This is a genomic window from Lactobacillus kullabergensis (assembly GCF_000967195.1).
Classification (GTDB): domain Bacteria; phylum Bacillota; class Bacilli; order Lactobacillales; family Lactobacillaceae; genus Lactobacillus; species Lactobacillus kullabergensis.
The window spans coordinates 82257-105883 of the sequence record NZ_KQ033871.1; the positions used below are offsets into that span (position 1 = coordinate 82257).

The following is a 23627-nucleotide window of genomic DNA, read 5'->3' on the forward strand; positions in this document are numbered from 1 at the left end:
AGCATATTCAGCGTATGAAACTGGCTGATGGCACTTAGTACAATAAATATTATAAAGACAGCCATGAAATTCGGTTACGTGCTTATTGCCAGCTTTCGTGTCCAAGCCATCAACATTTTGGGTGATTAAATCGCCTTTTTTGTTGCACAGCGCAGCAATTTTCTGGTGGATTTCGTTTGGCTTGGCGTTAGGGAAGTACATATTATCCATGACGAACTTATAGAAAAATTCTGGGCGCTGATAAAGCGTTTCTTCACTCAATATTGTTTCCGGACTTTCAGAAACGCCATCATAAATACCGTTTTTAGAACGATAATCAGGAATACCAGAATGAGTTGAAACTCCGGCACCGGTCAGAAAAGTAATATGGCGTGCCTGATCAATATCATTTTTTAATTCAGTTATCTTGTTAGAATCAATCATAATTTTGCCTTTCTTAAAACTAGTTTTACTATTGCTAGTTTACTACAAGATTTTGTCCAACATATAGGGTTATTGCAATAAAAAACCATGCAGTTTCTTTTTAACTGTATGGTTTTCTTCATTTATTATAGAATTTGAATGTCATGTTCTTTGCATTTAGTAATCATATCGTGAGGCCAGACACTGGCTTGAACTTCACCGATATGAGCTTTGCCAAGCAAAAGCATACATAAGCGAGATTGACCAATCCCACCACCGATGGTATAAGGTAATTCTCCATCAAGCAGCATCCGGTGAAATTCCAATTTTTCACGGTCCAGACAGTCAGCCTTCTTTAATTGTTCATGCAGGCTTTCAGGACTAACACGGATACCCATAGAAGAAATTTCAATTTTTTGCTTTAAAGGCTCATACCAGAAAATCAGGTCACCGTTTAATTGCCAGTCATCATAATCTGGTGCACGACCATCGTGGGGCTTGCCACTTCTTTTCAGTTTGTCGCCGACTTTCATTATAAAGACTGCCTTTTCTTCTTCGGCAATTTTGTTTTCTCTTTCTTCAGGGCTGATGTCTGGCCAGCGGTCTTCTAATTCTTGCGTAGTAATAAAGTAAAGTTTTTCTGGCAAATGGTAAGTAGAAGCAGGATAACGGAAAGCACAGCCAGCTTCAATTTCCTTTATTGCTGCAAAAATCTTGGTAACAGTACTTTTAAGGGTTGCTATCGTTCTTTCCTCTTTGGCAATAATTTTTTCCCAATCCCATTGATCTACATAAATTGAGTGAAAATTGTCTAGATCTTCATCGCGGCGAATAGCGTTCATGTTGGTGAAAAGGCCCTCATGCATGCTAAAGCCGTATTTCTTCAGTGCCATTCTTTTCCATTTGGCAAGTGAATGTACGATTTCAACTGTGTCATCTGCCGGCAAATCCTTGGCATCAAAGGCAACTGGACGTTCAACCCCATTCAGGTTATCGTTAAGCCCTGTATGCTTTTCGACGAAGAGTGGGGCCGACATCCGTTGTAAATGTAATTTTTTAGCTAAAACCTTTTGAAATTCTTCACGAATATAAACAATTGCTGCTTCGGTATCGCGAATTGTGAGAGTTGGATGATAATCTTCCGGTAAAATTAAAGTCATTGTTTTGACCTCCTATAAATTTAAGGAAAAGAAAAAGCCCTTTGTCCCGTTTTTAATAAAAACAAGGACGAAAGGCTTTTTCCGCGGTACCACCTTAATTGCCCACATTCTGGGCCAACTCATGAAGCACTATCATGCTTCACCAGCGTGGTAACGTACTGGAGACGACACAACCTACTTTTACAAGAATTTCAGCGTGCTGCTAAAAGTGTTTTTCAATAACCCAGGGTCTAACGGTTTTCCACTATCACCGATTCACTTAAAGAGGTAAGTTATCTACTCGTCTTTTTCATTGCATTTAATTTGATAATTATTTAATCATGATTTTAATAAAAATGCAAGTAAAATATCATTAATGTTGAATAAAATATCTAACGTCTGTCAATCTGTTATAATAGATGAAAATACAATTGAGGAGAGTTATATGGTAGTTTTTTATCTAATTTTGGATGCCTTGCTTCTAGGCTACACTTGTTATAGTTGGTACTGGCAGGCAAATATTGACTTAAAGGGACATTATCGCTCGTCTTCAGTTATTTGGGCCGTAATTTTTATTTGGATCGGCTTTGCCTGGCAATTAATTGAAAAGGGCGATCCGGGTCTCAGTATTTTTCTGGCAATCTTCTTGCTGATTGGTATTATTGACGGCTTTACGGGTTTTGCACCTAAAAGAGCTGTTGTTTCTGGTTATTTTCGGCGGACCGTCTCATATTCAGAGATTGCGATGGTCACTTTAATTAAAGTGCCTAATCCTAAGAAAAAGCAGGTAATTTGTATTTTAACAACCCAGAAAAACAGACAATATTACCTTCGTTTTTCATACGGCGTAGCACAAATTGTCGAAGCACTTAAAAATCATATTCACCATGATATTCGGATTGAAATTCAAGATATTTTTTAAGCCACACATTAACGTGGCTTTTTTATTGAACTTATTTTTCTTCCCAGTTCATTTCTAGATATTTGGTAAAGCCACCCTTAAGGGCGCGCTTTTCTTTTACTTGTTTTAAAAAAGTTGCTTGATCAACATTTTTAAATTTGAGGTATGCCAAAATGACTTCGTAAACATCACCTAATTCCTCAATTAAATTAGTTTCAGTTTTAGCAGCCAGAACTTCATTGGTTTCTTCAGTTAATTTTTGCTTTAAAGCTGGCTCAATTTCTGCGTGACTAAGTTCACGATAAGTAGCATAGTGCGCAAATTCTGGTATTTTGTCTCTAACTAATTTTTTCATTTTTATGGCCTTCCTTACTTATAATATTTAAATTTTATTATACTGCTAATTTTGTCAAAAAATTATGTGAAAAAGATAACAAAATGTAGTAAAATTAGAAAGTAGAGATATATTTATATTAGAAAGTGTGAAAATATGCGTAATAACGATTTTAATGACGTTGTACAAAACCGTCATTCTGTGCGTCACTTTGATAAAAGTGTTAAAATTCCGCGTTCAGAATTTAAAGAAATGTTTGAAGAAACAGTAACGGCTCCTTCCGGCTGCAATTTACAAGGTTGGCACTTTGAAGTAGCAGATACCCCGGAAACTATTGCTAAAGTTAAGAAATACATGCTTAGATTTAACGATCCCCAGATGGACAGCTGTGCTGCGGTAGTGCAAGTCTTTGCCGATGTTTATGCTTATAAGAAGTATCGTGAAAATTGGACCAAGGAATATGAGACAGGCAACATCACTAAGGAAAAATTAGACGAAGTCTTAAGAACCTTTTTGCCATCATATGAAAATGGTACATATTATTCTTGTGCAATTGATTCCATTAGGTCTTGCTCCCTTGCTGCTATGCAGTTTATGCTTGTTGCTCGCAATCATGGTTACGACACTAACCCAATTGCTGGCTATGACGAATCTAAAATTGCCAGGACCTTTAACTTGGAGCCAAAACGCTACTTACCAGTAATGGCAATAGTAATTGGCAAGAGCAATGAAACCGAAGAAACTATGGCTAAAACAACTCGCTACCCAGCTGAAACTGTTTATCACTTTGCGGAATAAATAATAAGAGCGCATTTTAAAAGCCTTCCGTCTTGGAAGGCTTTTTGTTATTTATAAAATTGGCGAAAGCATCCGTGAAAAACTTTGCAAAATCTTAAGCCAGCGACCCTGTTTGGCAATATCTTCAGGAGTCAATAATGAAGAAACTTTCATATCGTCTTCAAATGATTTGGCAACTTCACGAGTGAAATTTTTATCATAAAAAACTGCAACATCTTCAAAATTAAGATCATATGAGCGGTAATCCTGATTCATTGACCCCACTGTAGAAAAAGTATCGTCTACTACAATTGTTTTGGCATGAATAAAACCTTTGTTGTAAATATAAATTTTAATGCCATAACGGGATAATTCATTGGCATACCATTGGGTAGCGCGGTAAATGAACGGGTGGTCTGGTTTACACGGTATCATAATTCGTAAGTCTACTCCTGATTGGGCAATTGTTTGCAAAGTTGCAAACATCGCGTCGTCAGGAATTAAATAAGGCGTTTGAATCCAGAGACGTTTTTTCGCTAAGGACATTAGCCGCATAATACCATTACGCATATTGGCATTATAGCGGTCAGGTCCGTCCGAAACTATTTGTGTTGCTACATCACCAGCATGAATCTCATTTTCATCCAAGTTGGGAAAAAGGATGGTATTGAAAGCAATGACTTGGTTTTCTTTTTGAATTGAGGCGTTCCAATCCATCACAAACCGCTCTTGCAATAATAAAGAAGCAGATCCGACAATCCGCACCTGACTGTCACGCCAATAACCAAATTTTTTCTTGCGACTCAGATACTGGTCACCGATATTAAAGCCGCCAGTCCAAGATGTTTTGCCATCAACTACCACAATTTTGCGGTGCAAATGGTAGTTAATCCGGTACCGCGTAATCATATTGCGTGAGGTAATAAAGGGCAGGACTACGCCGCCGGCTTTTCTTAACTGATCAAACCAGGCTTTAGTTGCGCCCATAGAACCCCAGGCATCATATAACAAACGAACTGATACGCCTTCTTGCGCCTTTTTAATCAGTAAATTTAGAAAATCGTTGCCGATTTCATCATTATAAAAGGTATAAAATTCAACATTTACTGATTGTTTAGCGTTTTTTATGTCAGCCATCATGTCATGAAACATTATTTTGCCGTCGGTATAGAGCTTAACATGATTGTTTTTACTCAATGGTGATTCGCCATCATGATCAAAAAAATGTACCACCATTTTGGCTTTATTTGATGTATCAGATGTACTAATTTTCTTAGGTGCAGCAGTAATAGATTTTTGCACATTCCGCAACCCAATATGATGTTGCTTGTTAATGGCAAAAATATTTTCCTGTGAAATTCCCCGACCAAAAAAGCCGTATATGATCATCCCTAAAACTGGGAAAACCAGCAGAATAATCAGCCAGGCCCAAGTAGTTGAGACAGAACGTCTTCTATGAAAGACGATATAAAAGGCTAGAATAGTATTAGTAATAATGATGATACGTCCTATGTCGCGGAGCAGAATCACACGTATTTCCTCCAAAAATCAAATTACTTCTTAATGCCAATAAACTTATCAATAATGTCGATTACAAATGGATTATCGTGCATCCAGCTGTGTTCAGCGTATTTTTTACCGCGAATTTCAACTTCATGATAAGATTTAGCATAAGGAGCCAGAATATAGCGGATGCTTTTAGCAGAAGTGACGGAAATAAATTTGTCACTATTAGTGTTATCCAAAACATTACCATAAATATTTAATACTGAAATATTAGGATTAAACCGTTTGCGTCTGAGCAACAGATACAGATAGTGCAGATTAACTACAGCTGGACGACCTTTTTGGTTAAAGGCATTTACATTTGGGATATCTCCTAAATAAACAACACCGTCAAAAGGACCTGCGATAAACGCACATTTGACTAAATGAGGGAAATTTTTCTTCCGATATTCACGCATTTCAGTCCGTACTATGCAGGGACATGCCAATGAATGTGCAATTGCTGAATAATGCGAAAAGTGGTACCTTTGAGCTAAAAAGGGCAGTGTAAAACGCAGGTAGTAGTCAATTGCATATACGCCAACGAGTCTCTGGCGAAAAACAACTTGCACTATTGGATTGGGATCACCAGTCCAAGTCCCTTCTAACTTAAAGTTTCCCAGTAAATCAACAGTAACTTTGAGATATTTGGGATTGCCTTTATCAGCAAGTGCCTGCTTGACCATTACCTTTGTAGTGTAGTCACCGCCTCGAAAGCCATGAAAATAAATTATAGGTATCTGGTCAAATTCGCCTTTTTTTGGTTCAATAGTGGCGTCATCTTCGATCCCCTTTTTGTGCAAACGCAAGAAAATACGTGTAGGTGCAAAAGTTGCCAAGGCAGCCAAGAAAACCATGCTTAGTCTGCTTGGTTCCTTTGCAAGGTCGCGCTTGTGGTTTTTCTCCACTTCTTCCTTGTATTTTTTAGTATTGAAGAACATAATACCACCTTAAAAATAGAACTACTTATATTTTAGCATTGACTGGGAATTTTAGTGATGGGGGGACATATGAAATTTTATGCAGTAAAAAAAGGCCGCAAGCCAGGCGTTTATCGCACCTGGGATGAGGCCCGGAAACAAGTTGAAGGCTATTCTGGTGCTGAATACAAATCCTTTACCAAAATAACTGACGCCACTGAATATTTAGATTGGGATCGCAAAACAGTTCATCAAGTTTTTCAAAAAGACGAGGATTCATTACAAAAAGCCATTGCCAAGATTCAAAAAGAAAGTCGCAAAATCAAGCAAAATCCTGCCATTGACAATACACAAAAAGTGACAAAAGCAACTGATCAATTACTTCCAGCAGATTCCGGCAATTATTTTGCCACTATTTATACTGACGGCGGTACCCGCAACACCGGTAATTTTAAGGGTGGTCATGTGCGAGAAACTGATAAAGCTGCATGGGCTTATCTAATAGAATGGCAAGATCAGGGTCATAAAAAATCTACTTATGATTCAAACGGTGAATTTGGGGCTACTAATAATAAGATGGAACTAACAGCTTTAATAGAAGCGCTCAAAAAATTGCTCGAGTTGGGCTTTAATGAAAGACCATTATTATTTGTGCTAGATTCACAATACGTTTTAAATCCAATTACTAAAGGCTGGCTTAAAAGCTGGAAAAAGCGGGGATGGACAAAGAGTACGAAAGGTGCAATTGCCAACCTTGAGTGTTGGCAGGAGCTGGAGCAGCTTTTAAATAAATTTCCTCAATCTAAATTCGAATGGACTAAAGGACACGCCAATAATCGCGGTAATGAATTTGTTGATCATACATTAAACAAATTTATGGACCAAATGTAATTAAATTAATTAAAATTAACAATAATCAGGCCACTAAAAAGATTGCTGAAAAATGAAGTAATATTATGCCAAATTTGTTCAAACCAGTTACGATTTTCTGGAGTGTTTATTTTATCGAAGATTCCTTTGGCATTCTTCTTGATGTTTTTGGACAAAGCATCAGCCTGATCCTTAAATTTGTGATTTTTTAAAGCACCGGAATCACGGACTTCAATTAAGACATTAATAATTTGCTGTTTTTGATTATTATTAATGACGTCACCAAGATGATTAATATTGATCTGATTGTTTACAATATCATGAATTTGACTGTCTGACACATTGTTGCCGATTTTACCCATTTCCTGTTTAGCGCCGGCGACTGCATTATTTAATTGTGCATCGCTATAACCGCTTTTATCCTGATTTTCCTTAGTAATTTTACTTAAGGTATTCATTTCGTCTTGTGCCGCATTAACTTGGTTTTGATTTAGATTTTCTCCAGTTTTGTTGTAGGCAGCATAAACACCTGCTAAAGCACCGGAGCCATCGATTGGAACAGCGCTCGTAACATAAATATTGGCATCAGAAATACCGGCAGTTAAAGCAGCATTTTTATATTGATCAGCTGTAATTGTTGTGATATTATTACGCCCCTGATAATCAAGGATGTGGACATTAATGCCATTACCTTGTCCAGCTTTTTCAATCATGGCACTGGACCAGACACCAGAGTGGGTGGTAAAGTTTGCACCTGAAGGATTAAGGTATTTGACTAAATCTTCACCAGTAATGGTAATTGTTTGGTAACTACTGCCATTTAGCGGTTCGCTGAGGGTTTTTAGCGTACCACTTCTTTGGGAAGCGGTTAAAGAAGTCCCAAGACAAACAACAGGTAATTCATCTGCCTTAACAGTTTGTGTAAAAGTATCGCACATGAGCATACCAAAAAATAACAGTGTAATAATAGTTGAAAATGTTTTTGCTTTTTTCATAAAATAATTAACTCCTTTTGACTGTTCTTAATTATACTAAATGCTAAAAGCAAAAGGTTAAATAATAGTTATGTACTACTTACTTTACGTTATTTTTAATATTTAAGATGGTATAATAACAAGTTAAAGGAGGGAGCTATGATTCAGCAACCTGAGTTAACTGTCATTATGCCTGTTTACAATGTCGAAAGATATTTAGAGCGGGCACTTGATCATTTGGCTAAGCAAGATGATCCCAATTTTAAGTTGTTAATTGTCAATGATGGTTCAACGGATAATACTAGAAAAATAGCAGAAAGCTATCGTGAAAAATTCCGGTATTTTAAGATAATAAACAAGCATAATGGTGGCCTGTCTGATGCACGCAATGTCGGTATTGCCAACGTTGATACGCCTTATTTTACATTTCATGATGGTGATGACTGGGTGGATTCTGATTATACAGCATTTTTTGTAAATGCTTTTCACAACCATCCTGATGCAGCAATGGTTTCCTGTGGCTTTTGGCTTGATTATGAAAACAAACAAGGTTCAATTCCTGTTACCAAAAAAGTCGTGCGCGGCATGAAAGGCAAGGCTCGAACATATCAATTAATCAGTAATCCGTTTGGCTCTTTATGTGATAATCATTGCCTAGCTACTCCAGTTAAAGGCTATACCTGGAACAAGGGCTATAAATTATCAGTCGTGCGGCAGAATCATCTTCACTTCATGGAAAATTTAGCTTTTATGGAAGATCAGATATTTAATGTACAATATTTGGCTTTAACAGAAGGTTTTTATTGTGATAGCAAGCCTATCTACCATTATTGGCAGCGTAAGGACAGCATGGTTCATCACTTTAACGCAAAAATGATTCCTGATAATTTTAAGGCTAACTATATTATTGTTAAGATCATTATTCGTAGTTTGTGGCATGAACATAAGAAAGAAAAAAGTTCTAATCAAAATTTGGTAGAAGCTAGCGAAAGAGACCAAAGATGAGAGAAAAAGTTAATGGTAACGAGCTTTATTATAGTAAATTAGGCAAGGGTGATCCGCTGCTTTTATTACACGGACACCATTTAGATGGCGGCATGTTTGACCAAATCGTTGCTCCGCTTTCTCTTTACTATACGGTTTATGTTCTGGATATGCGAGGCCATGGCCTCAGTCAGGGAGAGCCTGCCGAGCACTATCAAACTGAAGTTGAAGATCTGGCTGCTTTTATTAAGCAAGTGAATATCAGGGGCTGCTATTGTTTTGGCTTTGATGCCGGCGGTTTGGTAGCAATGATGCTTGCAAGTCAGGATCAAAATATCTTTAAAAAGCTCATGGTAGCTGGTGTCTTTGTGAACGGCAATGGTATCAAATCATATCATTATTTGACTGAAGGCTTTCTGCGTTTCTTGCGCATGAACCGTGATAGTAAGGTGGAATTGTCGGAAAGTTTCATGTCTGTTGACAGTTTGAAGGCAATTAAGATACCGACTTATTGCGTCGTGGGAGAAAAAGACTGGGTTAAAGTGGAACATGTTCGCTGGTACAGTCAAATTATTCCTCAAGGACAGCTTCTGATTATGCCTAGACAAAAGCATGAAAGTTATGCAGTTAAGAGTTTTAAATTGCTAAACTTAATGGAAGACTTTTTTAAATAGTTTATTTAATTCAAGAAGACTTTTACTTCAAACTTAATATTTAACAGCCGATAATAGATTCGGCTTTTTGTTTGAATTATTACTTTTCTAGGCACTGAGGACTTTTTTGGTTATAATAGACTTGCAAAGATTGTAATTTTTAAAAAACGAGGTAGTCATGAACAAGGAAGAACTTCTTCAAATATTGCACCCGATGAAGCTGATTGGGTTAGGCGGAAATCCCGCATTAAATGAGAAAATTGCACAGATCTTGAAAAAGCCGTTAATTGAAACTGCTGTGCAACATTTTAGTGACGGTGAAATTCAAGTTAATATTGGCGAAAGTGTCAGAGGATGTGACGTTTTCGTTATTCAGTCAATTCAGGATCCCGTAAATGAAAACTTTATGGAATTGGAAATTGTTTTAGACGCATTGCATCGTGCTTCAGCACACAGAATCAATGTAGTAGTGCCATACCTGGCTTATTCACGTTCAGATACCAAAACTCGTTCGCGGGAACCAATAACTGCTAAGCTTATAGCTAATTTATTACAAATTACTGGTCTGGATCACTTAATTGCTCTTGATTTGCATGCTTCGCAAATTCAAGGCTTTTATAATGTGCCGGTTGATCATTTGCATGCTATGCCGCTTTTAGCACAATACTTTATTGATAACGGTATTGCTACTAAAGAAGAAGACGATATTGTGGTTGTTTCTCCAGATCATTCTGGAGCTAAACTAGCTCGTAATTTTGGTCAGTGCTTTGATGCTCCAATTGCGATTGTTGATCAGCGCCGTGCACGTTATGACGCAGATGTACATGACATGATTGGTGATGTTAAAGACAAAAAATGTATTATTGTAGATGATTTAATTGATACGGGGTCACGTATTTCTTCTTCAACTAAGTCAGTTCTAGCGGCAGGCGCCAAGAAAGTTTATGTTGCTTCAACACACGCATTATTATCACAAAATGCAACTGAAGTTCTGAATGAGTTGCCAATTGAACAGATAGTGGTAACTGATACAATTAAACACAGCCATTATCCAGATAGAATGGTCCGTATTTCAGTAGATTTGCTTTTAGCGCGGGGAATTAATTATGTATATAATGACCGCTCAATGCATTTGTTAAGTGAAAGTAAATTAAAGTAATTACATATTAAATGGCTTACTTTTAGTATATGTTTCTTTAGTAAAAACTATCAGCCAATAATATACCAGTGCCTTTTTGTTTATTTATTCTATATCATTGGTATAATGGAGGCAAAATGTATAGGAGCTGAGAAAACATTATGGCACGACGTAAAAATTATAAAAGAAGACGTACAATTTTAAGTAATACTTTTCACTTAATTAGAGAAAATGGTATGGACAGTGTTTCATTTCAAATGATTGCAGAAAAGTCTGGCATTTCCAAGTCATTGTTGCAGTCATACTATCCACATAAATCAAACTTGATTGCTGATGTAGTTCGGAACATTCTCAATACACTAGACAAGCAAGTGCAGAAGTTTAGTGTTAATAAAGAAGACGAAGTATGTGCTCGCACCAAAGCTTTTATTTATGCAATTGAAATGCTGGGAATTTATGATGAAGGTCTTAAACGTATTATTACTGAGGTGTTTAAGAGTAATGAATCACTAGATTTTTGGAGTAAAACTATCAACGACTGGTTGAAAGAAAAGCAGTTGTTTGACCACTTTGACTTTGATCCCAAAGAAGTTCGGATGGGAATTGCCTTTGCCGTAACTGGTGTGAGTCGTCTTTATTATGATAATAAAGAATATGAAGTTTCTCCTGAAGAAATAGCTGATTATGGTACCAAAGCATTCATGTACAGTTTTTTACATTCCTCAAAACCAACTATCGAAAAGGCGCTTAAAGAGGGTCATGAGATTATTGAATCTACTGATATTAAGACCATTCATCATGCAATAGATACGATGTTTGATGAAGACAAGGAGATTGTCTGTTAGAAAGGAAAAATATGGCAAATGGCGCGCGAGATGGTTTGCACAGAATAAGTCAGGAACAGAATAACCAATACAAACAGGTTCTGTCCTTTATCATCTTTCTGATTGTATCGCTAACCATGATTACCGTGACTTTCCTTAATCCCTTTTTTATGAAGGGACAAATGAGAAACAGTAGTAATGAAGCTGTAGTAGTCAGGCAAATAAACAAGCATTTTGATGCATTAGCAGAAACAATTGGAGCTAATAAAAATGGGAACGCTAATCTGCTAACTACTAAGCAAACTCAACCAATTGCTGATCATATTATTGACTATACCCTTGGAAGACCTTGGTTTAAGTTTAGTAATATCAAATTGGCCAAACAAATTTTACATGACATTGATTTAAACATTGATCAAGGTGCATCCAGTGATGCCCAATTAGTACAAGAAAAATTAAAGGAGCAGGAAAATAATGCTCCATTTGATGTAATTGATACTTTTAATTTGAATACCATTACTCTTGGAGGCAATATTGCTTTTATCTTATTAATTGTTAATGTAATTATCCTGATAATGGCTATTATTAGTTTACGTTCATTAATAAGTGATATGAAGTTATTTTTCAATTCAAAAATGCTGACTCACGAAATTACCGCATCTGGTATGTGGGCAGGTTTTTGGTTAATATTAATTGCGGGCATATTGGCAGTTATTCCAGTAATTTTTAATGTTGAAGGTTTAGCTGTATTAGGTTTTGTGTTAGAAATAAGCAGCAGTATCTTTCTGGACTTTGTTATTGTAGGAGTTGTTCTTTATATTTTAAGTGCAATTCCGTGGGAAATCAGTTCTCCCAATAATTAGTCTCTCTGTTTTAAAATAATTAATCGTTTTTTCAAAGGAAACATATATGAAAATTTATTTTGCAAATGCTCTGTTTTCACAAGCAGAAATTAATTACAATGCGCAATTGGCGGCTAAAATTCGTCAAATAGATGATGCAATTGATCTATATTTGCCCCAGGAAAATGCATCAATTAATGATAAACAAGCTTATGCTGATTCTAAAATGATTGCTCAAGCCGATACTGAAAAACTGCTTAATAGCGATTTAATGATTGCCGTTCTTGACGGCCTCAGCATTGATAATGGGGTAGCTAGTGAAATAGGCGTAGCTTATGCAAAAGAAATCCCGATAATTGGTTTATATACAGATACTCGCCAGCAGGGTGCTACTAACCAAAAGAAGTTACAAGCTTTAACCCAGATTGCCGAAAACCAATTTCATTATGTCAACTTGTATACTACTGGTCTAATTAAACTTAATGGCACCATTGTTAATAATGAAAAAGATTTATTAGCTGCCGTAGCCAACTATATTTAAAATTAACTCAGTTCACATAAAAAACCTCGAAGGAAAATAATTCTTCGAGGTTTTTATTATTCTATTGACTTGTTTTGAAGTTGAAACAGCTTAAAGGTGTAACTAGTTAAACCCGTGATTTTTACTTCATATTCGTGACCGAGAACTAGTGGAATTGAGCCTGGATAATAGGTAATAATAGTTTCAAAATTGCCATAGCCTGTATGACTATAATTACGTACATTTTCTGCTTGATAAGTTTCACCAGTGTCTTTATCAGTAATGGTTATTTTGGGTGTGACTGTATAAATTTTATTAGAGAGATAAATTGACCAGGCGATATTATCACCTTGTAAAAGCTCAATGGGAAAGACGCCCCTATTGGGATAAGTTACTGTTTCTCGACTGGGAGTACGAAAGACATCAGCGGGGTTAAAAACTTTTTGCACAGAATAGCGATACCCGTTTTTGCCATAAGCTGCACCTGCGCCTGTCGTAGTTAAGCGCGTTGATAGCAGCCATGCACGGTGACCGGTGTCAGCACCGGTCAAGTTGTACCGATCAGTAATTAAGTCAGTGATAACTTCACCTGCAGTCTGGTCACTGGTATTAAAATTAAGATTGGCCTTGCTGGAAATGTTGCGGGCTAGTTGCCAAGTAGATTTATTAATTATTTTCGGTCTTTTTTCGTAAGGCAAATTGTGCTGATTGACCATCGGATTAGCGTCAAGAGCGGCTAAAACGGCAGCAGTTTTTTGCGCGGCAATATTATCTTGAAAATTTTCTTTAACGGGCGTCAAATTGAATAATTTTCTATAATAGTTTGTATATGCCAATTGACTGTCAAGGTAGTCCGGCACAAGTGCTCCCGACTTAAACTTGGTTTTAAACTGTGGCTTGTTTAAATAAAGATTATTAAGATTATAAGCAGTGTTATCAAGTTGAGCATATTCATGCTGCAAACGACTCACTTCATTCGTTTCATTTGGAGTGAGTTCTGCAGCGAAAACTTGTGTATTGCTAAAAGGAAAAGTGAAAAGCAAACAGAAGAGGGCAGTGTAAAATTTTTTTATCATTTAAGATGCTCTCCTTTCTTTAGCATAAATTATAAGGCAAAATAAAACCGAGTAGAATTTTATTTTTAAAATAATAATTATATTTAATAAATTGATTGAGTTTTTGGAAAAATTTAGTGAGGAAATGACGATCTTGGCTAATAATGAAAAGATGCAGGCAGCACAAAACGTCAAAATTGCTCTGTTAAGCAAGTTGGACGATTGGGATGGGGTAACTGGACCAGTAGATAAGGACTTGCGCCAAGTAGTAGTCCAGAAAACCAGCATTATTGACGGTAATACTTATGTTTTGCAACACGTAGCAGGAGACAACTTTGTTTATCGCGGCAAAAATGGCAACAATGTTTCTTTTAATAAGCAAATTCCAGTTTTGCATTTAACCGGCACCGCTGCAGGTCATACTCAGACGCTGGAGTATGCTGGAAGACCAGGGCAGTGGTTCGTTGGCACAAAGCCAAACGACTTAAACCCCATCTGGTCGACTTGGTCTAAACAAATTGCGCGCATAAAAATTCCGCATTATTTTAAGATTACGGCTAATACCAAATTGCAACCAAGATTATCAAATTTAAATTATGCAGGAGCTGATTTAGGCATAGGCTGTGCAGGCAATCAATTTTCCCGCGTAGAAGCTGCAGTTTCACCAGATTTGCGTTATTTTCTGCTTGCATACGGTGATAACGACTATACCGGTTATTTTGCACTCTATTATTTAGCAGAAATTAATAAGGCGCTTGATGAAGCTGCAACTGCAAGCAAATACGTTGATATCAGAACAATAAAAAGTATAGCCGCTTTTAAAATACCACAATTTTCTGGACGAGCTGGGTTAGTTGGTTCGCTGCAAGGCTTTGCTATTGACAACAACCGCACAATATATGTTTCCAGTCAATTTGCGGACGACAGGCTAGGTCAAAATAGAAAAATTGTTAAAATTCCTTGGGGAGAAGTTGACCCTGCATTTTGGGAGTTGGTAAATTTAGCCAATGAAAGTAAACTGGAAATTCCGGGCTATTATACTGAGCTTGAGGGCATTCAACTGGCTACCGATAATGATCTTTACTTAACCGTAGCCTATCATCAGTCCTTTGATCCCGCCAATTTGGGCAAACATCCAACCAAAATCAATCAACTTTATGAAATCACTTGGGATTCAAATAACAATTTTTAATATAGTATAAATTTTTTGGATATGATTTTGCCTTATGCAAGACTTTTTGCTTATAATAAAAAATATTCCTAAAAAATTGTCTAATTTACAGCTCTTCGGGTTTTTCTTGCCGTATAATTAAAAGTTAGAAACAATGACTAAGAGGTAAAAATAATGACTAAGAAAACACAAGTTGGTTTAATTTTTGGTGGTAATTCATCTGAATATGAAGTATCAATTATGTCTGGCCATAATATTTATAATGCCATCGACCAAGATAAATTCGATGTGCATCCAATTTGGATTACCAATGACGGCTATTTGGCCAGTGAAGAAGACTCTTTTAAAGTCTTAAAGGATCCAAGATATACTATTGAGAATCCGCATGAAGTAGCCAACATTTCAAATTTAATTCAACTAAAGAATTTACCGGAAATTGATGTTTTCTTTCCGATTGTTCACGGCAATTTAGGTGAAGACGGTTGTCTGCAAGGACTGTTCAGAATCTTAAACAAGCCCTTTGTTGGTGACGATGTCCTGGCTTCTGCCGTGACCATGGATAAGGAATTTACCAAGATTTTAGCACAACGAGTTGGTGTTCCTGTAGCTGATTGGATCGCAATTAAGCGTTTTGAATATGAAGATGCTAATAATGCTAAACGTGATTATGACAAAGTGAGCGCTAAACTGGGCAGTGATCTTTTTGTTAAGCCCTCAAATCAAGGCTCTTCAGTTGGTGTTCATCATGTTACTAATAAAAAAGAATTTGATGAGGCTCTGGCTGATGCTTTTAGATACGATGATAAGGTCTTAATTGAAGAAACCATTCACGGTACAGAAGTTGAAACTGCTGTTTTAGGTAATGACAAGCCGATTGTTTCCGGTGTAGGACAAATCATTAATGCGGCAGGTACTTTTTACAGTTATGAAAATAAATATGATGATGATTCAACTACTACTTTGCAAATTCCTGCTAAATTACCTCAAGAAATTGTAGATAAGGTTAGAGCGAACGCCTTAAAAGTTTATCAAGTCACAGAATGCAGTGGTTTAGCCCGTGTAGATTCTACTTTGCGTGAAAGTGATCATAAAGTAATCTTAACGGAAGTTAATGCCTTGCCCGGGTTTACTAATATTAGTATGTATCCCAAACTTTTTGAAGAGGCAGGAATTTCTTATTCGGAATTAATTACCCGTTTGATTGTCAAAGCGCAGGAGCGTTTTGATCATAAGAAAAACTTGTTACACAAAATTGGTTAATTTGATTGTGCTGGGGAGTATATCTAATGAGTGAAGATAAGCATAATTTTGAAGAATTAACCGCGCCTTCTGCGACGGCTAAGAAATTGCACATTAGTGTTGCAACTTTACGTAAATATTCTTTAATTGTAGAAAAAGTTACCGGTAAACCGGATTACTATGCACGGACTAAGCAAAATGCGCGCTTATACAGTAAGCAGGATGTGCAGGATCTCGAAGATTTTCACCAATTAGCCCGGGATAATGGCTTAACTTTGCAAGAAGCCGCACAGCAGGTTTTTGCTGTTACTGACAAAAAAGACAAGCCTCAGCATATGGATAACGGTAAAAAGCAGGAGGTAATGTCTACTTCCCAGATGGTGAAATTACTGAATGCTTTGCAACAAACCATTGGGCAGCAGAATACAGCACTGAGCGACCTGCAGAAACAGTTGAACCGGATTGAAAAGCAAAACAAACAATTGCTGAAAAAACAAAAAGAGTTAGAAAAACCGCAAGCTAAAGCAGCTAATGCTGAAGAAGATTTTAGTGTTTTACCAGACATTTCAGGAATTGTTACCGATAATGGTGATGACATCACTGATGTGCAGGAAATGCCAGAAACGAAGCCTTTAACTGCGGCCGAAAAACGGGCTCAGGTGGCCGAGGATGAAGGAAAATCAAGTGAACAGATGCATGAAGAAATTTTGGCCAAAGCTAAGGAAAATGCTGAAAAAAGTGCAAGTGCCAATGCCCACCGCACATTAGCAGATATGCAGATCGAACCGGAAAAAACTCACTGGTGGCAGCGGTTTTTAGATATGTAGGCACATAAAAAACGACTTTTGGTTAAAAGTCGTTTTTATAATATTTAAATTTTACAAATTTAGCTTAAAATTAATGTCTGATAACTGTTTTTAAGTTACAGTAGGTAAGTATAAATCGATTGGAATGATTTGGTTGAAAAAAATTAAAAAGCGCTACTTATTTGCGGTATTAATAGCAGTTGTGGGGTTGATTTTAACCACGTGTACCTATTTTGCGACAGATATTTATTCTAAAAATGATGTAGCTGTGGTCACTGACAGTAAAATCAAGGATACTTTGGAAGAAAAAAGTACAGATGTTTATGGCAACAAGGATGAAACCAGAAAACAAGTTCTTCATTTAAAAGTCTTGTCTGGTGAATTCAAGGGTCAAACCTTTCAGACTATCAACATGTATTATCCCTCACAGTTAGTCACACAAAAGTTTCGTGCAGGCCAGCGGCTGTTTGTCACTGTCAAACACGGTGAACCGGTTATTCAGGATCCTAAACGAGACTGGGTTTTAGTGTTGGCAATGACAGTAATGTCCACGCTAATGGTGGCAGTCTCAGGTAAAAAGTCGTTTGGTTTAATTGCATCAATGATACTCAGCTGGGTAATTTTCTACCTTGTGATTATGCTGGATATTAAACTAAATGGCTCTTATATCGTTCTACTCTTTGGTTTAGCTGATATTGTTTTTTCATTCTTTAGTTTATTGGTTGTTCAAGGTTTTAACCGCAAGATGCTGGCAACGTGGCTGGCAACAATTTTAGGCACTTTTGTTTCTTTTGCATTGTGCTACTTAATTATGCGTTTGACAGGAGAATCGGAAATTAAATACGAAACGGGAGATTATGCGACGCAGGATCCTCGTGGCATCTTTTTAGCACAAACTTTACTGGGTATTTTAGGAGCAGTGATGGACGAAGCCACCGATATTATTTCCAGTCTTTACGAATTGATTCAAACTAAGGCTGATCTAACAGCCAAGCAGTTAATTCACAGTGGGCGCACAATGGGACAGGAAATCATGGGACCACTGATTAACGTTTTGGTATTAATCTTTATGTCAGAAGAATTGCCAATGACAATTATTTATTTGCGGGATAACAACAGCTTGCGTTCCACTTTCGGCTTCACCCTTTCTCTTGGCGTCACGCAAAGTATCATTTCTGCAATTGGCATTGTTTTGACGGTAGTCTTTGCCACGGGGTGCAGCCTGCTATTTTTAGAAGAAAAAAAGCGGAAAGCGGGGATTAGAAAATGAGTACCTTAACTGCCTTGCTAATCGTATTGGCAATCCTAATGACGATTGTAGGTGGAGAAACCGGCATTCGCAGTTTCTTTAGTGTTTTAATCAACACTTTATTATTAATTTTAGTGGCTATTCTGATTTCCTGGGGGATTAATATTCCTCTTCTGATTTTGATTTTTGTCCCGTTAAAATTGGTGACTATTATTTTCTTAGGGACGCATGATTATCAAGTTGCTAAAAACTCTTTTTATTCTTCACTAATTGTGTGTCTGGCAACTAGTGTAATAATTCTGGGTTTTGAATGGTTGGCGCAAGCTGCTGGTCTTGGACCCGAAGCAGGTGAAATTTTGGTAGGATTGTCCCAGATGCCGGGGTTAAGCTATCCTTTAATTGCAGTTGCGGTAGCGATCTTTTCCACGCTGGGTGCTGTGGCCGAATCTGCTGTTGCTATGAGTTCAGGACTTTTAGAAATCAAAAAGCATAATCCGGAAATATCATATGAGGAACTCAAAGCCAGTGGTGCTAAAATCGGCAACGATGTTCTGGGAACAGCTATGAATACCATTTTATTTGGGATGTTTGGCAGCTTTCTTTCATTATTTTTATGGTACATTCGTTTGAATTATACGTTAGGTGAGGTATTAAACGAAAAAATGTTTGTCAATGAGGCTTTGATTATAATGTACTCTCTAATTGGTGTATTATTAACAGTACCATTAGCAACAACCTTTTTAGCAAAAAACATGGTAAAAGTGGGGGAAGAAAATGAAAGTAAATGATTTAACGTTAACTAATTTTAACCAGCGCAAGTTCAATCTGCACACATACACCTTGGGTTCAATTGGTGAATTGGTAACTCCAAAACACCCTTTGGCGATAGTAGTTCCAGGTGGCAGTTTTGACCATTTGTCTAAAAGAGAGGGAGAGCCGGTTGCCTTGGCTTTCAATAATTGCGGCTTTAACAGTGTGGTCATGGAATACAACCTCGTGCAAGACGAAGGTGACATTTATCCGGATGCCGGACTTGATGTCTTAAGCACTGTTAAATACTTTCGTGAGCATGCGCAAGACTATCAGATTGATCCAGATAAAATAGTCACAATCGGCTTCTCTGCTGGTGGCCACGTTGCCAGTTTTGCCAACAGTATGGCTAACTCTGCAAAATATCAAAAAGAGTTTGGTTTTAAAAGTGCGGAAGTTCTGCCTAATAAGACTATTTTGGGTTATCCTTTAATTAATCTGACTAAAATTGGCTTTGACATTCCAGAAGATGAACAAGATAAAGTACCCCAAGATGAATTTATTAAGGATAGTTCATTAGGTGTAACTGCAAACACTCCGGCAACTTTTATCTTCCATGCCTGGGATGATCCTATTGTACTTGTAACCAATACGTTTGAATACGTGGAAGCCTTGCATAACAAGAAGGTTCCCTGTGAAGCCCATATATTCAATCGTGGTGGTCACGGTTTTTCCTTAGCTCGTAAAGATATGGTAGTTAAGGGTAGAGAATGGCAAGAGAATCCACACGCTGCCCACTGGTTCGAACTGGCACAGGAATGGCTGGCAAGTGAATGGCAATAAAAAGGAGTACAGATGCTGTACTCCTTTTTGTTCGGGTTTTAGAAGATTTGATTATAAAATTATAATAATATTCATATTAGAAACAAAAAATTTAAATTATTTTAAGCAAAGGCCTTGCATTTATTTTTAAAGGGTATATAATGCTGGTATTTAAATCGAAAGAAAGGACATGATTTTTTGAAGTTAACGAAAATAAAAATTTTAACGGCAGTTAATGGCTTACTAACTCTAAGCAGTCTAATCATGTTATTCTTTGGATTATGTAATCAAGTTAATGAGTCAAAGAATCTGCTGGAAGAGGAACAGACAATTTCGCTGAACGATAATAATATGATTATTTTGGCAGCTGTGGTTGCTTTGATGGTCTTCGGCTATGCATTCTTTGCGACTTGGTTAAAAGGTGAACCCGCAAAGGCTCATTTATTAAGACACAGAGCGTAAGATGATTAGAAAAGCTGGGCTGTACTTCAATGGTTGAAGTGTAGCTCAGCTTTTTTTGTATCTAAAATAATTCAGTTTTGCTAATCTGGTATTTTAAATATTCAGTTGCTTGTTTAAACGAAGATATTTATGATAAACATAAGTATTTGCACAATTAAGAACAAAGAAAAGGAAAATAATTAATGTGTCAGATAGAAGATGAAGTTTATGATCCGTTTTTACCTACTTTACTAATTTCTCTGCATGAGGAATATGTAAAAGAAATTTTAACGGGACAAAAAGTAATTGAATACCGCAGGAGATTTTTTAAAGATAGTTTTCAAGCCTTTGTTTATACTACAGGCAATAATGGCGGAATTCAGTTATTTATCAAGTGCGCCCCTTTGATTCGCAACAATGCGAAGGCATTAGCTCAGATAGGCCGGGAAATTCAAAATGACAATTATGACGAAATTTATGACTATTTTATGCCTAAAGATGATGGTTGTATTATTCCAATTTTAAAATCTTGTGCTGTTAAAAAGGTTTCACTTAACCAGTTGCGCACTGTTTTGCCCCAGATTGTTATTCCGCAAAGCTACCTGTTTTTAGACCGGCCTGATAAAAAAGACTTGCTCGACTTTTTATTAAAGCAGGAATATGATGATTTAATTGTTAACGAGTGGGATGAGCGCTTTGCAAAAATTAAGAAAATAGTGGCAAGTAACAAATAAGAGCTGGAAAATTTTCTATTGGTTTACGGTTGGACAAATAAAATGAAAAATAAAGAGATTTCACTAAATACAAAAAGAGAATTTGCGCGGGCATTAAAGAAGTTGCTCAAAAAAGAACCTTTAAATAAAATTACTGTTTGTGAATTACTTACTTTAACTAATAAAAGTAGACCTACTTTTTATTATCACTTTAGGGATGTACCTGATTTAATCAAGTGGACTGTCCAGGATGAGATAATTAATTTATTAGAGCAGTCAAAAGGTTATGAAAAATGGTACGACGATTTATATCAAATTTTTCAATATTTTTCTGTTAATCCAACCTTGGGCAGAGCAATTTATGAAAATTTAGATATTAAACAATTTAATGCAATTTTTAGGGAACCACAAAATCGTATACTTCTTGGCTATATTGATGAAGTAATCAGCAAAGAAAAATTACATGTAAGTCAGAAAGACCGTGACTTTATAGCCCATTTCTTTACTGGTGGATTTACGGAAATAATTATTGACTGGCTTAATAATGGACAAAAAGAGACTCCAGAGGAAATGAGAGATATGTTTCGCAGAACGCAAAAAGATGTAATAGTTCATTGTTTAAAGATGGCTGATCAAAGTCATAAAAGCTAATTTGCCTAATAGATATGCGAAATTGTTAAATATCTAACAAACTATGAATATTATATATTTTTATTTATACAGTAAGCGCTTAATATTAATAATGTAAGTTAGTTCAGCATTGAACAATTAAATAGAAAGGCTTGCACATGAAAGAATTTAAAGATAAAGTTGCATTAATTACTGGTGCAGCGAACGGATTTGGACGAGCACTGTCATTAGAAGCAGCAAAAAGAGGGATGAAACTTGCTATTGCTGATATAGATGATGAAGCGTTGAGCAAGGCAGAAACTGATATTAAAGATTTAGGCGCGGAAGTTATTAGCATTACTACTGATGTAACCGATGAAGATGAAGTTGATGCCATGGTCAAAAAGACAGTAGCTGAATATCATGAAATTGATTTATTGATTAACTCAGCTGGGATTGCGGTACCTGGTGGTATTTGTGAACTTCCTACCCGTGATTGGGAATGGATTTTGCATGCTGACTTAATGAGTCAGGTTTGGGCATTAAAACGCGTAATACCAATTATGCGTAAACAAAAAGATCATTGTGACATTATTAATGTAGCTTCAATTGCTGGACTAGTTGCCAGTCCTTCAATGCCATCATACTTTGCTTCTAAGTTTGCGTCTGTGGGACTGACTGAGGCAGTGGAATATGATATGCAGGTTGCAAAAGCTAACATTAGCATGCATGTCTTTTGTCCTGCGTTTGTTCAGACAGACTTATATCATACTGAAAACCACCGGCCAGCCAAATACACTGATAAAAATGATCCTTACTATTCATGTGAAGCATTTAAGGAAGGTCAAGAACGTGCTAAACAAGATATTGTAACAGGTATGCCAATAGATAAAATACCTGGAATTGTGTTCAAGGCATTAGAAGAAAATAAATTCTATATTTTGACTCACACAGGACTTAATCCAATTATTGTCTCTCGTGCAGAAAATATTCCCAGCGGTAAGGGACCAGATTTGAAGACTTTGGCACCGTTCTTGTCAAAGACTCATAATGAAGAAAATTAAATTTCTTTTATTTTAACATCTAAATTCATATAAAAATAGCCTAACAATTAGTTAGGCTATTTTTTATAATGGGATATTTTTATTAAAGAGTATTTTCTAATACCAGTGATGTGTTAGCCAGAAGTTCTTGGCGTTAACCCATGAACCATAACGACCGTAAACGTATGTGTCAGCGGTTCTTTCTTGGTTCTTTTTAGAGTAATTACCGTTTAGGTAAGCAATGTTAAGTTGGTATTTACCATAACAAACACCGTTGCGCGCGTAATAATTACCACCTGATTCACGCATGGCAATCCATCTCTTAGCTGCGCGTTCAGCTTTTGACATCTTACGAGCGGCTTGTACAGTTTGTGTACACGAGCCGGTGTTAGTTGTTTCTACCGCAGTGACAAAGCTAAATGAAAGCGCCAGTGCTGTAATTAACTTAAGTATTAAACTTTTACTGTTCTTCAATATATTTCAATCCCCACAATTAACTATATTAATTCTATGGATAATAATACACAGTCAATGTGTCATTGTTGTTACAGAAAGAACACGCAACTCTTACAATATTTTTTAAAAATTTAATAATTCTGCCACTATTGAAAAATAAAAGCAGCCTAACTATAGTAGTAGTCCGCTTTATTTAAGTTTTACTTTTTTACAACATTGGTAACGCGAATATAGCGATTTTTAGCAATGCGGTAGAAGGTCTTCTTCTTAATGCGGTAAGTTTTGCCGTTGATTTTGAAAATCGCGCCTTTCTTGAGCAGTTTCTTAGATACACGTTTGCCCTTGTGAGTATAGCGGTAAGATGCCTTGAGCAATCTTACTACCCGTGACTTAGATTTGCTTGAAGTGGAAGGTTTAGCGGTGCTACTTGATGAATTAGAATTACCTGAA

The 23627-nt window shown here is 36.7% G+C and carries 28 protein-coding genes and 1 other annotated feature; of the genes, 19 read left to right on the plus strand and 9 right to left on the minus strand.

Annotated features, from left to right (window positions below):
* Window positions 1-423 (minus strand): Sir2 family NAD-dependent protein deacetylase (locus JF76_RS10365; RefSeq protein ID WP_045927407.1); only part of this gene is annotated, 423 nt, incomplete at its 3' end.
* 125 nt (window positions 424-548) lie between these two features.
* Window positions 549-1562, minus strand: a complete 1014-nt coding sequence (gene asnA, locus JF76_RS00895; protein WP_045927408.1) for an aspartate--ammonia ligase — start codon at window positions 1560-1562, stop codon at window positions 549-551.
* A gap of 60 nt (window positions 1563-1622) precedes the next feature.
* Window positions 1623-1864: a binding site (T-box leader), on the minus strand.
* 122 nt (window positions 1865-1986) lie between these two features.
* Between asnA and JF76_RS00900 the strand changes: the two genes are divergently transcribed.
* Entirely contained in the window at window positions 1987-2463 is a 477-nt protein-coding gene (locus tag JF76_RS00900) for a hypothetical protein (protein WP_045927409.1), read from the plus strand.
* A gap of 31 nt (window positions 2464-2494) precedes the next feature.
* Here JF76_RS00900 and JF76_RS00905 read toward each other — a convergent pair whose 3' ends face one another.
* Window positions 2495-2797, minus strand: a complete 303-nt coding sequence (locus JF76_RS00905) for a nucleoside triphosphate pyrophosphohydrolase (RefSeq protein ID WP_045927410.1) — start codon at window positions 2795-2797, stop codon at window positions 2495-2497.
* A gap of 135 nt (window positions 2798-2932) precedes the next feature.
* On the opposite strand from JF76_RS00905, the gene JF76_RS00910 reads away from it, so the two are divergent.
* Window positions 2933-3574 carry a nitroreductase family protein gene (locus tag JF76_RS00910; protein WP_034980832.1) on the plus strand — a complete coding sequence of 214 codons (642 nt, stop codon included), beginning with the start codon at window positions 2933-2935 and terminating at the stop codon, window positions 3572-3574.
* 51 nt (window positions 3575-3625) lie between these two features.
* On the opposite strand, the gene cls is transcribed toward JF76_RS00910, so the two are convergent.
* Window positions 3626-5089: a cardiolipin synthase gene (gene cls / locus JF76_RS00915; protein ID WP_379854074.1), complete on the minus strand. Its 1464-nt coding sequence runs from the start codon at window positions 5087-5089 to the stop codon at window positions 3626-3628.
* Window positions 5090-5106: 17 nt separating this feature from the next.
* The gene (locus JF76_RS00920) at window positions 5107-6039 is read right to left on the minus strand and encodes an alpha/beta hydrolase (protein WP_045927412.1); all 933 of its coding nucleotides are present in this window, start codon (window positions 6037-6039) and stop codon (window positions 5107-5109) included.
* 69 nt (window positions 6040-6108) lie between these two features.
* On the opposite strand from JF76_RS00920, the gene JF76_RS00925 reads away from it, so the two are divergent.
* The gene (locus tag JF76_RS00925) at window positions 6109-6909 is read left to right on the plus strand and encodes a ribonuclease H family protein (RefSeq protein ID WP_045927413.1); all 801 of its coding nucleotides are present in this window, start codon (window positions 6109-6111) and stop codon (window positions 6907-6909) included.
* A gap of 5 nt (window positions 6910-6914) precedes the next feature.
* On the opposite strand, the gene JF76_RS00930 is transcribed toward JF76_RS00925, so the two are convergent.
* Entirely contained in the window at window positions 6915-7883 is a 969-nt protein-coding gene (locus JF76_RS00930) for a DUF1002 domain-containing protein (protein ID WP_084600318.1), read from the minus strand.
* 138 nt (window positions 7884-8021) lie between these two features.
* On the opposite strand from JF76_RS00930, the gene JF76_RS00935 reads away from it, so the two are divergent.
* The 6 genes from JF76_RS00935 (at window position 8022) to JF76_RS00960 (ending at window position 12844) form a co-directional block, all read left to right on the plus strand.
* On the plus strand, window positions 8022-8867 hold the full coding sequence (locus tag JF76_RS00935) for a glycosyltransferase family A protein (RefSeq protein ID WP_045927414.1): 846 nt from the start codon (window positions 8022-8024) through the stop codon (window positions 8865-8867).
* Entirely contained in the window at window positions 8864-9520 is a 657-nt protein-coding gene (locus tag JF76_RS00940; protein ID WP_045927415.1) for an alpha/beta fold hydrolase, read from the plus strand. The genes JF76_RS00935 and JF76_RS00940 overlap by 4 nt, the downstream gene beginning before the upstream one ends.
* Before the next feature lie 157 nt (window positions 9521-9677).
* On the plus strand, window positions 9678-10658 hold the full coding sequence (locus JF76_RS00945; RefSeq protein ID WP_045927416.1) for a ribose-phosphate diphosphokinase: 981 nt from the start codon (window positions 9678-9680) through the stop codon (window positions 10656-10658).
* A 140-nt stretch (window positions 10659-10798) separates the two neighbouring features.
* Entirely contained in the window at window positions 10799-11482 is a 684-nt protein-coding gene (locus tag JF76_RS00950; RefSeq protein WP_045927417.1) for a TetR/AcrR family transcriptional regulator, read from the plus strand.
* Between the two features lie 11 nt (window positions 11483-11493).
* The gene (locus JF76_RS00955) at window positions 11494-12324 is read left to right on the plus strand and encodes a hypothetical protein (RefSeq protein ID WP_045927418.1); all 831 of its coding nucleotides are present in this window, start codon (window positions 11494-11496) and stop codon (window positions 12322-12324) included.
* A gap of 46 nt (window positions 12325-12370) precedes the next feature.
* Window positions 12371-12844, plus strand: a complete 474-nt coding sequence (locus JF76_RS00960; protein WP_045927419.1) for a nucleoside 2-deoxyribosyltransferase — start codon at window positions 12371-12373, stop codon at window positions 12842-12844.
* 56 nt (window positions 12845-12900) lie between these two features.
* Here the strand turns inward: JF76_RS00960 and JF76_RS00965 are convergent, their stop codons facing one another.
* The gene (locus tag JF76_RS00965; protein ID WP_045928886.1) at window positions 12901-13899 is read right to left on the minus strand and encodes a CAP domain-containing protein; all 999 of its coding nucleotides are present in this window, start codon (window positions 13897-13899) and stop codon (window positions 12901-12903) included.
* 133 nt (window positions 13900-14032) lie between these two features.
* Between JF76_RS00965 and JF76_RS00970 the strand changes: the two genes are divergently transcribed.
* From JF76_RS00970 to JF76_RS01015, 10 genes are all read left to right on the plus strand, one after another.
* A complete protein-coding gene (locus tag JF76_RS00970; RefSeq protein WP_045927420.1) occupies window positions 14033-15070 on the plus strand; it encodes a helveticin J family class III bacteriocin in 1038 nt (345 codons plus the stop codon).
* Window positions 15071-15223: 153 nt separating this feature from the next.
* Window positions 15224-16309, plus strand: a complete 1086-nt coding sequence (locus JF76_RS00975) for a D-alanine--D-alanine ligase family protein (protein WP_045927421.1) — start codon at window positions 15224-15226, stop codon at window positions 16307-16309.
* Window positions 16310-16335: 26 nt separating this feature from the next.
* Entirely contained in the window at window positions 16336-17115 is a 780-nt protein-coding gene (locus JF76_RS00980) for a transcriptional regulator (protein WP_045927422.1), read from the plus strand.
* 124 nt (window positions 17116-17239) lie between these two features.
* On the plus strand, window positions 17240-18364 hold the full coding sequence (locus JF76_RS00985) for a YibE/F family protein (protein WP_156962732.1): 1125 nt from the start codon (window positions 17240-17242) through the stop codon (window positions 18362-18364).
* A complete protein-coding gene (locus tag JF76_RS00990) occupies window positions 18361-19131 on the plus strand; it encodes a YibE/F family protein (RefSeq protein WP_045927424.1) in 771 nt (256 codons plus the stop codon). Before JF76_RS00985 ends, JF76_RS00990 begins: the two co-directional genes overlap by 4 nt.
* Entirely contained in the window at window positions 19118-19936 is an 819-nt protein-coding gene (locus JF76_RS00995) for an alpha/beta hydrolase (RefSeq protein WP_045927425.1), read from the plus strand. Before JF76_RS00990 ends, JF76_RS00995 begins: the two co-directional genes overlap by 14 nt.
* Before the next feature lie 177 nt (window positions 19937-20113).
* Complete coding sequence (locus JF76_RS01000) at window positions 20114-20377, plus strand: hypothetical protein (RefSeq protein WP_045927426.1); 264 nt, start codon at window positions 20114-20116, stop codon at window positions 20375-20377.
* Between the two features lie 182 nt (window positions 20378-20559).
* Window positions 20560-21090, plus strand: a complete 531-nt coding sequence (locus tag JF76_RS01005; protein ID WP_045927427.1) for a hypothetical protein — start codon at window positions 20560-20562, stop codon at window positions 21088-21090.
* A 42-nt stretch (window positions 21091-21132) separates the two neighbouring features.
* On the plus strand, window positions 21133-21720 hold the full coding sequence (locus JF76_RS01010; protein WP_156962733.1) for a TetR-like C-terminal domain-containing protein: 588 nt from the start codon (window positions 21133-21135) through the stop codon (window positions 21718-21720).
* Window positions 21721-21857: 137 nt separating this feature from the next.
* Window positions 21858-22742: an SDR family NAD(P)-dependent oxidoreductase gene (locus tag JF76_RS01015; protein WP_045927429.1), complete on the plus strand. Its 885-nt coding sequence runs from the start codon at window positions 21858-21860 to the stop codon at window positions 22740-22742.
* Window positions 22743-22838: 96 nt separating this feature from the next.
* Here the strand turns inward: JF76_RS01015 and JF76_RS01020 are convergent, their stop codons facing one another.
* Together JF76_RS01020 and JF76_RS10055 are read right to left on the minus strand one after the other, a co-directional pair.
* The gene (locus tag JF76_RS01020) at window positions 22839-23198 is read right to left on the minus strand and encodes an aggregation-promoting factor C-terminal-like domain-containing protein (protein ID WP_045927430.1); all 360 of its coding nucleotides are present in this window, start codon (window positions 23196-23198) and stop codon (window positions 22839-22841) included.
* Between the two features lie 179 nt (window positions 23199-23377).
* Window positions 23378-23627 (minus strand): SLAP domain-containing protein (locus tag JF76_RS10055; protein WP_208854438.1); only part of this gene is annotated, 250 nt, incomplete at its 5' end.

Coding starts and splice junctions, on each gene's coding strand:
- asnA (WP_045927408.1), bottom strand. CDS start 1,562: ATGACTTTAATTTTACCGGAAGATTATCATCCAACTCTCACAATTCGC.
- JF76_RS00900 (WP_045927409.1), top strand. CDS start 1,987: ATGGTAGTTTTTTATCTAATTTTGGATGCCTTGCTTCTAGGCTACACT.
- JF76_RS00905 (WP_045927410.1), bottom strand. CDS start 2,797: ATGAAAAAATTAGTTAGAGACAAAATACCAGAATTTGCGCACTATGCT.
- JF76_RS00910 (WP_034980832.1), top strand. CDS start 2,933: ATGCGTAATAACGATTTTAATGACGTTGTACAAAACCGTCATTCTGTG.
- JF76_RS00920 (WP_045927412.1), bottom strand. CDS start 6,039: ATGTTCTTCAATACTAAAAAATACAAGGAAGAAGTGGAGAAAAACCAC.
- JF76_RS00925 (WP_045927413.1), top strand. CDS start 6,109: ATGAAATTTTATGCAGTAAAAAAAGGCCGCAAGCCAGGCGTTTATCGC.
- JF76_RS00930 (WP_084600318.1), bottom strand. CDS start 7,883: ATGAAAAAAGCAAAAACATTTTCAACTATTATTACACTGTTATTTTTT.
- JF76_RS00935 (WP_045927414.1), top strand. CDS start 8,022: ATGATTCAGCAACCTGAGTTAACTGTCATTATGCCTGTTTACAATGTC.
- JF76_RS00940 (WP_045927415.1), top strand. CDS start 8,864: ATGAGAGAAAAAGTTAATGGTAACGAGCTTTATTATAGTAAATTAGGC.
- JF76_RS00945 (WP_045927416.1), top strand. CDS start 9,678: ATGAACAAGGAAGAACTTCTTCAAATATTGCACCCGATGAAGCTGATT.
- JF76_RS00950 (WP_045927417.1), top strand. CDS start 10,799: ATGGCACGACGTAAAAATTATAAAAGAAGACGTACAATTTTAAGTAAT.
- JF76_RS00955 (WP_045927418.1), top strand. CDS start 11,494: ATGGCAAATGGCGCGCGAGATGGTTTGCACAGAATAAGTCAGGAACAG.
- JF76_RS00960 (WP_045927419.1), top strand. CDS start 12,371: ATGAAAATTTATTTTGCAAATGCTCTGTTTTCACAAGCAGAAATTAAT.
- JF76_RS00965 (WP_045928886.1), bottom strand. CDS start 13,899: ATGATAAAAAAATTTTACACTGCCCTCTTCTGTTTGCTTTTCACTTTT.
- JF76_RS00975 (WP_045927421.1), top strand. CDS start 15,224: ATGACTAAGAAAACACAAGTTGGTTTAATTTTTGGTGGTAATTCATCT.
- JF76_RS00980 (WP_045927422.1), top strand. CDS start 16,336: ATGAGTGAAGATAAGCATAATTTTGAAGAATTAACCGCGCCTTCTGCG.
- JF76_RS00985 (WP_156962732.1), top strand. CDS start 17,240: ATGATTTGGTTGAAAAAAATTAAAAAGCGCTACTTATTTGCGGTATTA.
- JF76_RS00990 (WP_045927424.1), top strand. CDS start 18,361: ATGAGTACCTTAACTGCCTTGCTAATCGTATTGGCAATCCTAATGACG.
- JF76_RS00995 (WP_045927425.1), top strand. CDS start 19,118: ATGAAAGTAAATGATTTAACGTTAACTAATTTTAACCAGCGCAAGTTC.
- JF76_RS01005 (WP_045927427.1), top strand. CDS start 20,560: ATGTGTCAGATAGAAGATGAAGTTTATGATCCGTTTTTACCTACTTTA.
- JF76_RS01010 (WP_156962733.1), top strand. CDS start 21,133: ATGAAAAATAAAGAGATTTCACTAAATACAAAAAGAGAATTTGCGCGG.
- JF76_RS01015 (WP_045927429.1), top strand. CDS start 21,858: ATGAAAGAATTTAAAGATAAAGTTGCATTAATTACTGGTGCAGCGAAC.